The sequence below is a fragment of the Nocardia sp. NPDC058176 genome (assembly GCF_042883805.1).
Classification (GTDB): domain Bacteria; phylum Actinomycetota; class Actinomycetes; order Mycobacteriales; family Mycobacteriaceae; genus Nocardia.
The window spans coordinates 2,282,054-2,295,134 of record NZ_JBHVVA010000001.1 but is presented as its reverse complement, the minus strand read 5'-3'; the positions used below and the strand labels follow the sequence as shown (position 1 = coordinate 2,295,134).

Sequence of the window (13,081 nt, the reverse complement as noted above, 5' to 3'; positions counted from 1 at the left end):
GCATCGCTGTCGACGACGACCTGGGAGATCGGTGACCGGGTGCTCGACGGTCGATGCCCGGGTCAGGCGGATTCGGCGACCTGCTCGGCGCGGTAGACGTCGGCGAGTTCGTTCAGCGGGATTCCCAGCGCCTCGGCCAGCCCCACCACGGTGCCGAACGCCGGCGACGGCAGCCGCCCCGACTCGATCTTGCGCAACGTCTCCGGCGAGATCCCCGCGCGCTGGGCGACCTCGCCCAGATCCCGCTTCCCACGCGCCGTCCGCAGGCGACGCCCCAACCGGCGGCCTGCCTCTACCTGCGCCGGACTCAGCGGAAGACGAACCATACGCCCGATGGTAGGTGCTCGCCCCCTGCGCCCGCCAGCGCCCCCAAGCTGAGCTGGACGTTTGATCACCACGCTCTGGTGGCGTTCGGCTCTCGACCGATGCCGCCACCAGAGCGTGGTGATCGTTTGTCCAGGTTCAGCGGGCGCGTTGGAGTTCGAGGGCGATGTCGATGAGTTGGTCTTCCTGGCCGCCGACGAGTTTGCGTTTGCCTGCGCGGACCAGCATTTCCGCGGCGGAGACTCCGTAGCGTTCGGCTTGGCGTTCGGCATGCTTGAGGAAGCTGGAGTACACGCCTGCGTAGCCCATCATCAATGCTTGACGGTCGAGGAGGCATTCGGTGGGCATGGCGGGGCGGACGACGTCTTCGGCGGCGTCGGCGATGGCGAAGAAGTCGACGCCGGTGGCGATGCCGAGTTTGTCGGCGACGCCGATGAAGGCTTCGACGGGGGTGTTGCCCGCACCGGCGCCGAAGCGGCGGGCGGAGCCGTCGATTTGGGTGGCGCCTGCGCGGACGGCGTAGATGGAGTTGGCGACGGCGAGGCCGAGGTTTTCGTGGCCGTGGAACCCGACTTGGGCGTCGTCGCCGAGTTCAGCGACCAGGGCCGAGACCCGGTCGGCGACCTGGTCCAACACCAGCGCTCCGGCGGAGTCGACGATGTAGACACACTGACAGCCCGCGTCGGCCATGATCCGCGCTTGTTTGGCTAGTACTTCGGGGGGTTGGGTGTGCGACATCATGAGGAAGCCGACGGTTTCCAGGCCGAGGTCGCGGGCGTAGCCGAAGTGTTGGATGGAGACGTCGGCTTCGGTGCAGTGGGTCGCGACGCGGCAGATCGAGGCGCCGTTGTCCTGGGAGATCTTGATGTCTTCCTTCACGCCCACACCGGGGAGCATGAGGAAAGCGATCTTGGCTTGCTTGGCCGTCTGCGCCGCGATCGTGATGAGTTCTTGTTCAGGGGTTTTGGAGAATCCGTAGTTGAACGAAGACCCACCCAGTCCGTCACCGTGAGTCACTTCGATGACGGGGACTCCGGCACCATCCAGGGCGGCGACGATGTCGCGGACCTCGGTGGCGGTGAATTGGTGGCGTTTGTGGTGTGAGCCGTCGCGCAGGGAGGTGTCGGTGACGCGGACGTCGAGATCAGGGGAAAAAGCCATGAGGGGTCTCCTTACGCCTGGCTCGGATGCACGACCCGGGCCGTGAGAATTTGATCGGCGACAACTTCCCCGACGCGGGTGGCGGCGGCCGTCATGATGTCGAGATTGCCCGCGTACGGGGGCAGGAAGTCACCGGCACCTTCGACCTCGACGAACACGGAAACCTTCGCCAACCCACCGGAAACCACGGAGGGTTCGTCGAATTGGGGTTCGTTCAGCAGCCGATACCCGGGGACATACTGTTGGATATCGGCCACCATCCGATGGATCGACGCCGAGATGGCATCGTGGTCGGCGTCCTCGGGGATGGCGGCAAAGATGGTGTCGCGCATGATCATCGGTGGTTCGGCGGGGTTCAGGATGATGATCGCCTTACCCCGAGCAGCACCGCCGATGGTTTCCACGCCACGGCTGGTGGTCTTGGTGAACTCGTCGATGTTGGCGCGGGTACCGGGCCCGGCAGACACGGAGGACACCGAGGCGACGATCTCGGCGTAGGGCACGGGCACCACGCGGGAGACAGCGGCGACGATCGGGATCGTGGCCTGTCCACCACAGGTGATCATGTTGACGTTCGGCGCGTCCAATAACGAGGCCAGGTTGACCGGTGGCACGACTGCGGGACCGACGGCAGCAGGGGTGAGATCGACTGCGCGGATACCGAGTTCGGCATACCGTGGCGCCGCAGCGCGATGCACATACGCGGAGGTCGCCTCGAACACGATGCCGGGCTTCTCATCCTGAGCGAGGAGCCAGTCCACGCCTTCGGCGGAGGTTTCCAGTCCCAACCCACGTGCACGCTTCAACCCCTCGCTGTCGGGGTCGATGCCGATCATCCAGCGAGGCGTGATGGAATCGGAGCGAAGGAGTTTGTAGAGCAGATCGGTGCTGATGTTGCCGGATCCGACGATCGCGGCGGTGACGGTCCCGTTGGACACGGTTGACCTCCTGGGTGGTGGGGATGAGTCGAGTCGGGAGATGTCGCGCAGTGCCCGAGCCGAACCCGCGGGATCACGGTGGACTTCGTTGTCGCCGATGAAGATGGGCAAAGAGGTGTGCGTGTCCTCGACTCAGGCGAAGTTCAGTCGAACGGAGCCGAGGCCGGTGAACTCGGCGAGGAAAGCGTCTCCCGGGCGGGCATCGATGGCGCGAGTACACGACCCGGGCAACACGATGTCCCCGGCTTTCAACCGCACCCCGAAGCTCGCGACCTTGCGAGCCAGCCAGGCCACCGCGATCACCGGATCGCCGAGCACGGCGTCACTGCACCCCTCGGCGACGACCTCGCCGTTGCGGGTGAGCACCGCGTCGATGGCGGTGACGTCGATGTCAGCGGGGGCGACGCGTTCGCGGCCGAGGACATACCCGGCGGAGGACGCGTTGTCGGAAATGGTGTCGCACAACCCGATCTTCCAATCGGTGATCCGGGAATCGATCAACTCGATCGCGGGCGCGTAGGCGACGGTCGCGGCGAGCACATCGGCCTCGGTGCAGTCCGCACCGGGCAGATCGGCACCGAGGACGAAACCGACCTCGACCTCCACCCGCGGCAGCAGGTAGCGGGAGGTCTCGACGGGAACGTCCTCGAAGACCTCCATCTCCGCGAGCAGATGCCCGTAATCGGGTTCGTCGACACCCATCATCTGCTGCATCGCCTTCGACGACAGCCCGACCTTGTGCCCCACGACCTTGGCTCCGGAACGCAACCGGCGCCCGATGTTGAGCAGCTGGATCTCGTAGGCATCGACCACATCGATCCCCGGATACCGGTCGACGAGCGGGCCGACAGCCACCCGATCCTGCTCGGCCCGCGCCAGTTCGTCGGCGAGTGCGGTGCGCACGGTGGCGGTCAGCATGTCGGCTCCATTCTTGTTCTCCGATGACGAATCCATCGTGGTGCGCGGGGACGGGGTCCGATCGGCGTCTTCCCGCTGGATGGAAGCAAATCCGCGCACATCAGAAGCGGATCCGGACCGTGTCGGTGCGCGGGCGGGCCTGGCAGGCGAGGGTGTAGCCGGCGTCGATGTCCTCCTGGTCGAGCACGCCGGTGTTCGCCATGCCGACCTCGCCGTCGACGACCGTGCAGGCACACGAACCGCATTCGCCCTCCCGGCACGAGTGCGGCACATCGATGCCGTCGGCCAGCAGCACATCCACCAGCGTTCGGGAGCGCGGCCAGGCCAGGGTGTGTACCTCGCCGTCGAGCTCGACCTCCACTTGCGCGGAATCGGCCGTCTCCGCCGCCGCGATCGGCTCCGGGTCGGCGAACGGATCACCCGACAGCGAGGTGAACACCTCGGTGGTCACCCGCTCGCGCGGCCAGCCCGCACCCGCCAGCGTGGTCGTCACCGCCGACATGAACGGACCGGGCCCGCACACGAACGACTCGTATTCCGGGTAGGGAGCGGCGAATTCGGCCAGGCGCGCGGCGGTCGGCAGGCCCTGCAGCGATTCCAGCCAGTGGACCACGGTGAGCCGGTCGGGGTAGGCGTCGGCCAGCTCGCGCAGGGCGTCGGCGAAGATCACCGAGTCCTGATCGCGATTGGCGTAGAACAGCACCACCCGGCCCTCGGCCCGCACCAGCGCCGAGCGCAGGATCGACAGCACGGGCGTGATCCCGCTACCCGCCGCCCACAGCAGCAGATCGGTGTCCAGCGACGCGGGAGTGAAGGTGCCAAGCGGCGGCAATACGTCCACGGTGTCGCCGACAGAAATGTTGTCGCACAACCAGTTCGAGCCGTAGCCGCCCACGGTGCGCTTCACCGTCACCTTCGGTGGCTCGCCGGTGTCGGGTGAGCTGGCCAGCGAATAGCAGCGCGCCACCGGGCCCGTCGGTCCGCCGGGGATCCGCAGGGTCAGGAACTGGCCGGGCCGGTAGGCGAAGCGGTCGTCGTCGGGCACGTCGAAGACCAGGGAGCGGGCGTCCGCCGTCTCCTCGATCACCGCCGAGACCCGCAGCGTCACCACCCGCGGCCGAGCACCCTTCGTCTTCGTCACTGCCGTCCTCCGATCACGCCTCCGGTGCGAAACGTGGGTAACGGTGGCAGCGGGACCGCGCGCCGACGTCGATCGATCCCGATGGCCGGGAGGCCGCCGCGCACCGCCCGCTGACCGGGACGACCAGGGCGGATGCGCCCGACGACGACCCTAGCGTCGGGCCGATGAAACGTATGCAGAACAGCGTCGCGCTGGTCACCGGCGCGGCCGGCGGCATGGGCCGGGCCCACTGTCGCCGGCTGGCCGAGGAGGGCGCCGACATCATCGCACTCGACATCGCCACCACCACGGACGAACTCGCGATCACCGCGGCGGCGGTCGAGGCGGCGGGCACCCGGTGCCGCACCGGAATCGCCGATGTGCGCGACCAGGATTCGCTGGAAACGGCCGTGGCCGACGGCATGCGCGCGTTCGGCCGCCTCGATGCGATCGTGGCCAACGCGGGCATCTACACCGATCTCGGCCCGTCCTGGGAAATGACCGACCAGGCCTGGCAGCGCACCCTCGACATCAACCTGACCGGCGTCTGGCACACCGTGCGCGCCGGGGCGCCCGCCCTGGTCGACGGCGGATCCATCGTCATCGTCAGCTCCACCAACGGCCTGACCGGCGCGGCCACCGCCGCGCACTACTCGGCGAGCAAGCACGCCGTGGTCGGCCTGGCCCGCACCCTGGCCAACGAGCTGGGCGAGCGCGGGATCCGGGTGAACACCGTGCACCCCGGTTCGGTGGCGACGCCGATGATCCTCAACGACGACGTCTACGCCAAACTCCGCCCCGACCTGCCGAATCCGACGCGCGAGGACGCCGCCGAGGCCCTCGCGGCCCGGACGCTGCTGCCGGTGCCGTGGGTGGAACCGGTCGACGTGAGCAATGCCGTGCTCTTCCTCGCATCCGACGAGTCCCGTTACGTGACGGGAACCCAGCTCGTGGTGGATGCCGGACTGACTCAGAAGGTGTGACATGACACGGGTTTCGGGCAAAGTAGCACTGATCACCGGCGCCGCCCGCGGCATCGGCCGCGCACAGGCCATCCGGCTCGCCGAGGAAGGCGCCGACATCATCGCGCTGGACCTCTGCGGCCCGGTCGACACCGTGGTGATCCCACCGGCGAGCCGAGACGATCTCGCCGAGACCGTCCGGGCGGTCGAGGCGACGGGCGCGAAGATCGTCGCCGACATCGTCGACGTGCGTGACGGCACCGCACTCCGTGCGGCCGTGGCCGCGGGCGTCGAGGAACTGGGCGCCCTCGACATCGTCTGCGCCACCGCGGGAATCACCTCCAGCGCGGGCGCGCTCGACCTGACCGAGCGGCAGTGGCAGACGATGATCGACATCAACCTCACCGGCGTCTGGCAGACTTGCAAGGCCGCCACCCCGCACCTGATCGACCGCGGCAGCGGCTCGATGATCCTGACCAGCTCGATCGCCGGCCTGCGCGGCCTCGTCGGCGTCGCCCACTACACCGCCGCCAAACACGGTGTGGTCGGCCTGATGCGTTCCCTGGCCAAGGAACTCGCGCCACACCATGTCCGGGTGAACTCCATCCACCCCACCAATGTCGACACCCCGATGATCCAGAACGACCTGGTGCGCAAGGTCTTCCGTCCCGACCGCGAGCACCCGACCCGGGAAGAGTTCGCCGAGGCGGCCGTCTCGATGAACATGCTCCCGATCCCCTGGGTCGAGCCGGTCGACATCGCCAACGCCACCCTGTTCCTGGCCTCGGAGGAGGCCCGCTACATCACCGCGGTGACCCTGCCGGTCGACGCGGGCAGCACCCAGCGCTGATCCGTTCCCGATGCGGGGCGGCGGGAAACCGCCGCCCCGCATTTCTGTCCGCGGGCTGGAACAGCGATGCGCGGGCCGCCGGATCACGACGGCCCGCGCATCGCGGGATTTTTCGAGTCACACCCGAGCGGCGTCCTCACGCGTGAGGAAGGCCAGCACGGCCGACTCGAACTCGGCCTTGCGTTCGATCATCGCCCAGTGCCCGCAGTTCGGGAACACGTGCAGCTCGGCACGGGGAATGGTGCGCATGGGGATGAGCGCCATGTCCAATGGGCTCACCCGGTCGTCGCGGCCCCAGGTGATCAGCGTCGGCGCCTTGACTTTGTGCAGCATCGCCCACGGCGGGGGCGCGTCGGAGGCTTCCATGGCGCGGACCATCGCACCGAACGCCGCTTTGCTGTACATGCGGCGGGCCGAATCGAGGGTGGCGGGGTCGGTGGCCTGGGTCCAGCGTTCCTCGATGAGCTCTTGGGTGACCATGGCCGGGTCGAAGACCATCGAATGCAGCCACTGGATAAGCCGCTCGCGGGTCGGTTCCTCGGTGAACTCCTGCAGGAGCTTGATGCCCTCACCGGGGCCGGGACTGAAGATGTTGCGGCCGATGCCGCCGATGGTCACCAGCTTGCCGACCCGATCCGGCTGGGCGATGGCGTAATTGAGCGCCACCCCGCCGCCCATCGAGTTGCCGATGATGTCGACACGCTCCAGACCCAGCGCGTCGACGAAGCGGCCGACCGCGTCCAGGGCGGTGACCATCGGGTGACCGCCGAAGTCCTCGCTCACGCCGAAACCGGGGAATTCCAGGATCAGGCAGCGGAACCGGTCGGCGAAGGTCGCGAGATTGCCGCGGAAATTGCGCCAGCCGGTGACACCGGGACCGGACCCGTGCAGGAGCAGCAGCGGTGGGCCTTCGCCTGCCTCGTGATAGCGCAGAACGCCTGCGTCCGTGCGGATCTCGCGCCGGGTGTGCTCGTAGTCGAGGTCCATCAGGGCGCCACCCGCTCGATGAGGTCGTTCATGAGTTCTCCTTGCTTCGATGTCTCAGCCGAGCCGACCGGGAACCGGCTCGTGCCGCAGCTGATCGGTCGCCAATTCCCCTTCCAGCACGGCCTTTTCGATGGAATCGCGCAGTGCGGCACAGGTCGGGATCCAGCTGCTGTGCTCACCGAGCGCGGCCCGGCGCGCGAACTCCGGGCACGCGGACTCGGCGTCGTCGAGCCACTGCACGCTGGTGTGGCTCGGACTGAACTTCTCCGCGAGGACCTTGTTCCCGCAGGTACCGCACTGGATGGGTTGCATGGCCGTCCTCGCTCTCAGCGTTCGCCCGCGGCATGGCGCGCGCCGACATAGCCGAACACCATGGCGGGTCCGATCGTCGCGCCCGCGCCCGCGTAGTCGTTGCCCATGACCGCGGCCGCGGTGTTGCCGGTGGCGTAGAGCCCGGCGATGACGCTGCCGTCGGCCCGCAACACCTGGGCGTTGTCGTTGTAGACCAGACCGCCCTTGGTGCCGAGATCACCGATGCGCACCCGCAACGCGTAGTACGGGCCCTTGTCGAGCACGTCGAGCGCGGGTTGCGGCAGGGTCGGATCGCCGTAGTAATTGTCGTAGGCGCTGATCCCGCGATCGAAATCGGTGTCCCGGCCCTCGCGCGCGAAGTCGTTGTAGCGCTGGACCGTCGCACCGAGCGTGGAGACGGGCACGTCGATCGCCGCGGCCAGTTCGGCGATTGTCGGCGCCGTGCGGATCAGGCCCGTCTCCAGCCACGAGGCCGGGAACTTCTGCCCGGGCACGATGCCACCGATCGGATAGCGGCTCTTGGCTTTCGCGTCGAAGATCAGCCAGGCCGGATCGTGGCTGCCCGCGAGCTGGGCATGCACGAACGTCACGTACGGCGAGGCCTCGTTGGTGAACCGCCTGCCTGCGCTGTCGACGATGATCGAGCGCGGGATCGACCGCTCCGACACCAGCACCTGGTTGACCCCTTCGGGTCGCTGGAACGAGGGCATCCACCACGCGTCGTCCATCAGATCGACGGCGGCGCCGACCTTCTCACCGGCCACGATGCCGTCACCGGTGTTATCGGTCGAGGCGGCGCTGAAGTTGTCGCGACCACCCTCGGGCAGGTAGCGCTTGCGCATGGCCTGATTGTGTTCGAAGCCGCCGGTGGCCAGCAGCACGCCCTGGCGGGCCCGGATCCGGATCTCGCGGCCGTCGCGTTCGGCCACGACCCCGAGCACCGCGCCCGTGTCGTCGGTGATCAGCGAGCGCAGGGGCGTGTCGAGCCACAGCGGGACGCCGGCATCGCGCAGGGCCAGCCGCAACCGGGCGATGAGCGCCCGGCCGAGGGTGTCCATGTGCCTGCGCAACACGATCGCCTTGACCGCCCGCAACCCGGTCAGCAGGGCCGTCCAGCGGGCCTTCCAGGTGCGGGTCACCATGTTGAGCTGGACGAAGTCCTTGGAGGTGATGAACAGGCCGGGCGGGGTCGCGAGCGCGGCGGGACGCAACAGCTCCTCGTCCTCGCCGAGCTGCTTGAGGTCCACCGGCAGCGGCTCGATGGAGCGACCCGCCGGACGTCCGCCCGGCGCCTCGGGATGGTAGTCGGAATAGCCGGTGCACCACTGGAATCGCAGGTGCGGGCTGGTCTCGAGGAACTCCAGCATTCGCGGGCCCTCGTCGATGAACCGGTCGATATTGGCCGAGGGCACCCGATCCCCGACGACGGCGTCGAGGTAGGCGCGCACATCCGCGCGGGAATCGCCGAGCCCGGCGCGCAGCAGCGTCGGATTGTTCGGCACCCAGATGCCGCCGCCGGAGAGGGCGGTACTGCCGCCGTACACCGACGCCTTGTCGATGACGAGGGTGTCGAGCCCGCGATCGGCGGCGGCGAGCGCGCCGGTGAGACCACCGGCGCCGCTGCCGACGACGAGGAAGCCGACCTCGTGGTCCCAGTGCTGTTCAGGTGCGGTCATCGTCGCCTCGCTCAGCCCTGGACCATGTCATCGGGCGACCAGAACGCGCGCATGCTGGTGATCAGCCCGTTCTCGTCGAAGGTCATGACATCGATCGGATCGAGAGTGAAGCTGTTGTCCCCGAACCGGGTGACGATCCGGAAACTGAACGCCGCGCTGTCGCCCGCCACACGCACGGTGAACAGCTCGCTCGACCGCTCCAGCGGCTCGATCACGTCGTAGAACTTCCGGATCGCGGCATGGCCGACATGGGGCTCGGAACCGACCGGGTCCTCCACCGTCGCGTCCTCGCGGTAGAGGGCGACGATGTCGGCGGCGGTGCCGTTGCCGACCGCCTCCACATACCGCCGCACGGTCTCTCGGATGTCGTCTGCTGATGCCATGTGTCGCTCCTGGAAATGAAGGGTTTGGTGCACCGAACCACGGCCGGTGGCCGCATCGGACCCGCGCTCCCGGCCAGCGGGAGAGCAGGGGTCAGGCGCCGAGCATGTCGAGCACAGCCAGGTGGCTGAACAGCATGGAGGCGCCGATGGGATTGCCGCCACCGGGGTAGACGGTGCCGCTGACCGCGGCCATGGTGTTGCCCGCGGCGTAGAGCCCGCCGATCGGCTCGCCGTCGCGACCGAGGACCCGCGCGGCGCTGTCGGTGCGCAGCCCGCCCTTGGTGCCCAGATCCGAGATCCCGAACGCCGCCGCGTGATACGGGCCCTTGTCGATGGTCACCAACGGCGGTTCGCCGCCGGAGAACGCCCGGTCGTAGGCTTCGTCGCCGCGCCCGAAATCGGGGTCGACACCGGTGGCGACATGGGCGTTGAACCGCTCGACGGTGGCGACGAGTTCCTGTGCCGGTACCCCGATCTTCGCGGCGAGTTCGGGCAGGGTGTCGGCGGTGTGCCACAGCCCGGCGGCGACGTACTTCTCGGTCTCGACCATGGAGACATTGGTGGCCTTGATCGGCGGCACCTCGCCTTCCTTGTCGTCGTAGATCATCCAGTAGGGCAGATCCATCGCGCCCTCGTCGAGCCGTTGGATGATCTCGCGGCCGAGCCGGTCGTAGGGCGCGGACTCGTTGACGAACCGCTTGCCCTGCTGATCGACGAAAATGCCGCCGGTGAACCACAGCGCGAAGGCCGATCGCCCGTCCGGATGGGTCAGCCCCGGCGACCACCACGCCTGATCCATCAGATCGGTGTCGGCACCCGCCGCGATCCCGGCCTGGTGCGCCCGGCCCTGATTTCCCCAGGGCCCCATGGTGTCTCGCGCGAGACCCGGCACGCCGTAGTGCTCGCGCAGCTGCTGGTTCTGTTCGAAACCGCCCGCCGCGAGCACCACCCCGCGCCGCGCGCGGATCGCGACCCGCTCGCCGTAGCGTTCGACGATCGCACCGGTGACCTCCCCGTCCTCCATCACCAGCTCCACCAGCGGCGAGTCCAGGTACAGCCGGGCGTGCGGGTAGGTCGACAGCGCCCACAGCAGCCGTCCGATCAGCGCCTGCCCACCGATGAGCAGCTCCGGCAGCGGGGCGCCGAGCCGGTCGGTGTCGAGCGGGCCGCGCAGCGAATCGCGCAGGGCGCCCAGCTCGGCGGCCTGCAGCGGGACCGGCATGATGTGGCGCTGTCCGTCGAGCCGTGCCTTGGGTGCCTTCCCGAAGTAGTCCGGCCACGGCAGCATCTGGAACGCGAAGTGATCGTCGGCCTCGAGGTATTCGATGAGGTCGCGCCCGCGCCGGACGTAGGTCTGCTGCAGCTCGTCGGGCGTGCGGTCACCGACGACGGCGCGGTAGTAGGTGAGCGCGTCCTCGATGGTGTCGTCGGTGCCCGCGCGCTCGAGCACCGGGTTGACCGGGAACCAGACCCCGCCGCCGCCCGAGTACGCCGTCGTGCCACCGAACTTGTCGGTCGCCTCGACGACCGCGACGCTGAGCCCCTCGCGGGCGGCGGTGTAGGCACCGGCCAGGCCGCCGCCCGAGCCCGCGACCAGCACATCCACCTCGTCGTTCCAGTCCACCACTGTCTCCTTCCGGTACCACCCCGCGATGAGCACGACGGTAGGCCCGCCGGGTGCGGGCGCGGGGCGGATCGTCCCGATCACCGGGAGGGCAACAGGTTCGGCGAACGTGCCGGTCAGCGGGACAGCCACCTGCTCGAACAGGCCGCGCGTCCCTAGCGTCGCCGCGGAGAACCGGTCTCCATCGAAAGGTAGGCACAGTGAAGCCATCGTCACCAGCACAGGGCCCGGCCGAGGTCGACGTGGTCGTCGTCGGCGCGGGCATCGCGGGCCTGTACGCCCTGCACAAGTTCCGGAGCCGGGGGCTCACCGTGCGCGTGCTCGAGGCCGGCGACGGCGTGGGCGGGGTCTGGTACTGGAACCGCTACCCCGGCGCGCGCTGCGATGTCGAGAGCGTCGACTACTCGTACTCGTTCGACGACGCGCTGCAGCAGGAGTGGAACTGGAGCGAGAAGTACGCCGCCCAGCCCGAGATCCTGGCCTACCTCGAACACGTCGCGGACCGCTTCGACCTGCGCCGCGACATCGAATTCGGCACCCGCGTCACCGATGTCGTGCTCGACGAGCAGACCCTGCGCTGGCAGGTCGACACCGACACCGGGCGCGCGGTGACGGCACGGTTCGTCGTCCTGGCCACCGGTCCGCTGTCGAACGCGAACACCCCGGCGATCGAGGGTCTCGACACGTTCGCGGGCCGGATGCTGCACACCTCGCACTGGCCGCACGAAGGGGTCGATCTGACCGGCGAGCGGGTCGGTGTCATCGGCACCGGATCGTCCGGGATCCAGGCGATCCCGTGCCTGGCCGAACAGGCACAGCGACTGCACGTCTTCCAGCGCACCGCCAATTACAGTGTGCCCGCGGGGAACACGCCGTTGACCGAGCAGGACCGGCAGGCACAGAAGGCCGACTACGCGAACCGTCGCCGCCTGTCCATGGCCAGCGGCGGCGGCTCACCGCACCAGGCGCACCCCGAGCCCGCCCTCGCGGTCAGCGAACAGGAGCGGCGCGCGGCCTACGAAAAGCGGTGGGCGCTGGGCGGAGTGCTGTTCAGCAAGACCTTCCCCGATCAGCTCACCGACGCGGCGGCCAACGACACCGCGCGGCTGTTCTGGGAGGAGAAGGTGCGCGCCGTCATCGACGATCCGCGAGTGGCCGACCTGCTCGTCCCCGGCGATCACCCCATCGGCACCAAGCGCATCTGCACCGACACGAACTACTACCAGACCTACAACCGCGACAATGTCGAGCTCGTCGACCTGAAGACCACCCCCATCGCCCGCATCGACGCCGAGGGCGTGCACACCACCGCCGCGCACTATCCGATCGACACCCTGGTGCTCGCCACCGGTTTCGACGCGATGACCGGCTCGGTCTCGCGGATGAACATCGTCGGTCGGGATGGCACGACCCTCAACGAGGCCTGGCGGGAGGGACCGAAAACCTATCTGGGACTGGGGATCACGGGTTTCCCGAACCTGTTCAACCTCACCGGTCCCGGCAGTCCCTCGGTACTGGCCAACATGGTGCTGCACTCGGAACTGCACGTCGACTGGGTGGCCGAGGCCATCGGCTTCCTCGAAACCAGGGGAGCGGTGGCCATGGAAGCGCGCGCCGACGCGGTCGCGTCCTGGGTCGACGAATGTGCCGCCCGCGCGGCGGGAACCCTGATGACCGAGGCGAATTCGTGGTACCTGGGCGCCAACATCGCGGGCAGGCCGCGGGTGTTCATGCCCTTCGTCGGCGGCTTCGGCGTGTACGGCCAGATCATCGCCGAGGTCGCGGCGGCGCAGTACAAGGGCTTCGACGTCATCGAGGCGTGAGGA

General features: G+C 68.6%; 13 protein-coding genes. 3 read left to right on the top strand and 10 right to left on the bottom strand.

Features of this window, described 5'->3' with window-relative positions; all coding sequences use genetic code 11:
* Positions 1-62: 62 nt before the first annotated feature.
* The 5 genes from ACFVVM_RS10705 to ACFVVM_RS10685 all read right to left on the bottom strand — a co-directional run bounded on the left by ACFVVM_RS10705 (position 63) and on the right by ACFVVM_RS10685 (position 4,482).
* On the bottom strand, positions 63-326 hold the full coding sequence (locus ACFVVM_RS10705) for a helix-turn-helix domain-containing protein (RefSeq protein ID WP_387615917.1): 264 nt from the start codon (positions 324-326) through the stop codon (positions 63-65).
* A gap of 136 nt (positions 327-462) precedes the next feature.
* Positions 463-1,485, bottom strand: a complete 1,023-nt coding sequence (gene dmpG / locus ACFVVM_RS10700; protein ID WP_387615914.1) for a 4-hydroxy-2-oxovalerate aldolase — start codon at positions 1,483-1,485, stop codon at positions 463-465.
* 11 nt (positions 1,486-1,496) lie between these two features.
* Complete coding sequence (locus ACFVVM_RS10695; protein ID WP_387615911.1) at positions 1,497-2,423, bottom strand: acetaldehyde dehydrogenase (acetylating); 927 nt, start codon at positions 2,421-2,423, stop codon at positions 1,497-1,499.
* Between the two features lie 132 nt (positions 2,424-2,555).
* A complete protein-coding gene (locus tag ACFVVM_RS10690) occupies positions 2,556-3,341 on the bottom strand; it encodes a 2-keto-4-pentenoate hydratase (protein ID WP_387615908.1) in 786 nt (261 codons plus the stop codon).
* 100 nt (positions 3,342-3,441) lie between these two features.
* Positions 3,442-4,482 (bottom strand): 2Fe-2S iron-sulfur cluster-binding protein, encoded by a 1,041-nt coding sequence (locus ACFVVM_RS10685; protein ID WP_387615905.1) that lies wholly within the window; start codon positions 4,480-4,482, stop codon positions 3,442-3,444.
* Between the two features lie 164 nt (positions 4,483-4,646).
* Between ACFVVM_RS10685 and ACFVVM_RS10680 the strand changes: the two genes are divergently transcribed.
* Positions 4,647-5,444 carry a mycofactocin-coupled SDR family oxidoreductase gene (locus ACFVVM_RS10680; RefSeq protein WP_387615903.1) on the top strand — a complete coding sequence of 266 codons (798 nt, stop codon included), beginning with the start codon at positions 4,647-4,649 and terminating at the stop codon, positions 5,442-5,444.
* Between the two features lies 1 nt (position 5,445).
* Positions 5,446-6,273, top strand: coding sequence for a mycofactocin-coupled SDR family oxidoreductase (locus ACFVVM_RS10675; protein WP_387615900.1), 828 nt, complete (start codon positions 5,446-5,448; stop codon positions 6,271-6,273).
* A gap of 117 nt (positions 6,274-6,390) precedes the next feature.
* Here the strand turns inward: ACFVVM_RS10675 and ACFVVM_RS10670 are convergent, their stop codons facing one another.
* The 5 genes from ACFVVM_RS10670 to ACFVVM_RS10650 all read right to left on the bottom strand — a co-directional run bounded on the left by ACFVVM_RS10670 (position 6,391) and on the right by ACFVVM_RS10650 (position 11,258).
* Positions 6,391-7,260 (bottom strand): alpha/beta fold hydrolase, encoded by an 870-nt coding sequence (locus ACFVVM_RS10670; RefSeq protein WP_387615897.1) that lies wholly within the window; start codon positions 7,258-7,260, stop codon positions 6,391-6,393.
* 54 nt (positions 7,261-7,314) lie between these two features.
* Complete coding sequence (locus ACFVVM_RS10665) at positions 7,315-7,572, bottom strand: hypothetical protein (RefSeq protein WP_387615894.1); 258 nt, start codon at positions 7,570-7,572, stop codon at positions 7,315-7,317.
* Positions 7,573-7,586: 14 nt separating this feature from the next.
* Positions 7,587-9,248 (bottom strand): FAD-binding protein, encoded by a 1,662-nt coding sequence (locus tag ACFVVM_RS10660; RefSeq protein ID WP_387615891.1) that lies wholly within the window; start codon positions 9,246-9,248, stop codon positions 7,587-7,589.
* An 11-nt stretch (positions 9,249-9,259) separates the two neighbouring features.
* Entirely contained in the window at positions 9,260-9,631 is a 372-nt protein-coding gene (locus tag ACFVVM_RS10655; protein ID WP_387615888.1) for a nuclear transport factor 2 family protein, read from the bottom strand.
* A gap of 91 nt (positions 9,632-9,722) precedes the next feature.
* Positions 9,723-11,258: an FAD-binding protein gene (locus ACFVVM_RS10650; RefSeq protein WP_387616822.1), complete on the bottom strand. Its 1,536-nt coding sequence runs from the start codon at positions 11,256-11,258 to the stop codon at positions 9,723-9,725.
* A 197-nt stretch (positions 11,259-11,455) separates the two neighbouring features.
* Between ACFVVM_RS10650 and ACFVVM_RS10645 the strand changes: the two genes are divergently transcribed.
* A complete protein-coding gene (locus ACFVVM_RS10645; protein WP_387615886.1) occupies positions 11,456-13,078 on the top strand; it encodes a flavin-containing monooxygenase in 1,623 nt (540 codons plus the stop codon).
* Positions 13,079-13,081: the final 3 nt, after the last annotated feature.

Coding starts and splice junctions, on each gene's coding strand:
- ACFVVM_RS10680 (WP_387615903.1), top strand. CDS start 4,647: ATGAAACGTATGCAGAACAGCGTCGCGCTGGTCACCGGCGCGGCCGGC.
- ACFVVM_RS10675 (WP_387615900.1), top strand. CDS start 5,446: ATGACACGGGTTTCGGGCAAAGTAGCACTGATCACCGGCGCCGCCCGC.
- ACFVVM_RS10665 (WP_387615894.1), bottom strand. CDS start 7,572: ATGCAACCCATCCAGTGCGGTACCTGCGGGAACAAGGTCCTCGCGGAG.
- ACFVVM_RS10705 (WP_387615917.1), bottom strand. CDS start 326: ATGGTTCGTCTTCCGCTGAGTCCGGCGCAGGTAGAGGCAGGCCGCCGG.
- ACFVVM_RS10660 (WP_387615891.1), bottom strand. CDS start 9,248: ATGACCGCACCTGAACAGCACTGGGACCACGAGGTCGGCTTCCTCGTC.
- ACFVVM_RS10670 (WP_387615897.1), bottom strand. CDS start 7,260: ATGGACCTCGACTACGAGCACACCCGGCGCGAGATCCGCACGGACGCA.
- ACFVVM_RS10690 (WP_387615908.1), bottom strand. CDS start 3,341: ATGCTGACCGCCACCGTGCGCACCGCACTCGCCGACGAACTGGCGCGG.
- dmpG (WP_387615914.1), bottom strand. CDS start 1,485: ATGGCTTTTTCCCCTGATCTCGACGTCCGCGTCACCGACACCTCCCTG.
- ACFVVM_RS10655 (WP_387615888.1), bottom strand. CDS start 9,631: ATGGCATCAGCAGACGACATCCGAGAGACCGTGCGGCGGTATGTGGAG.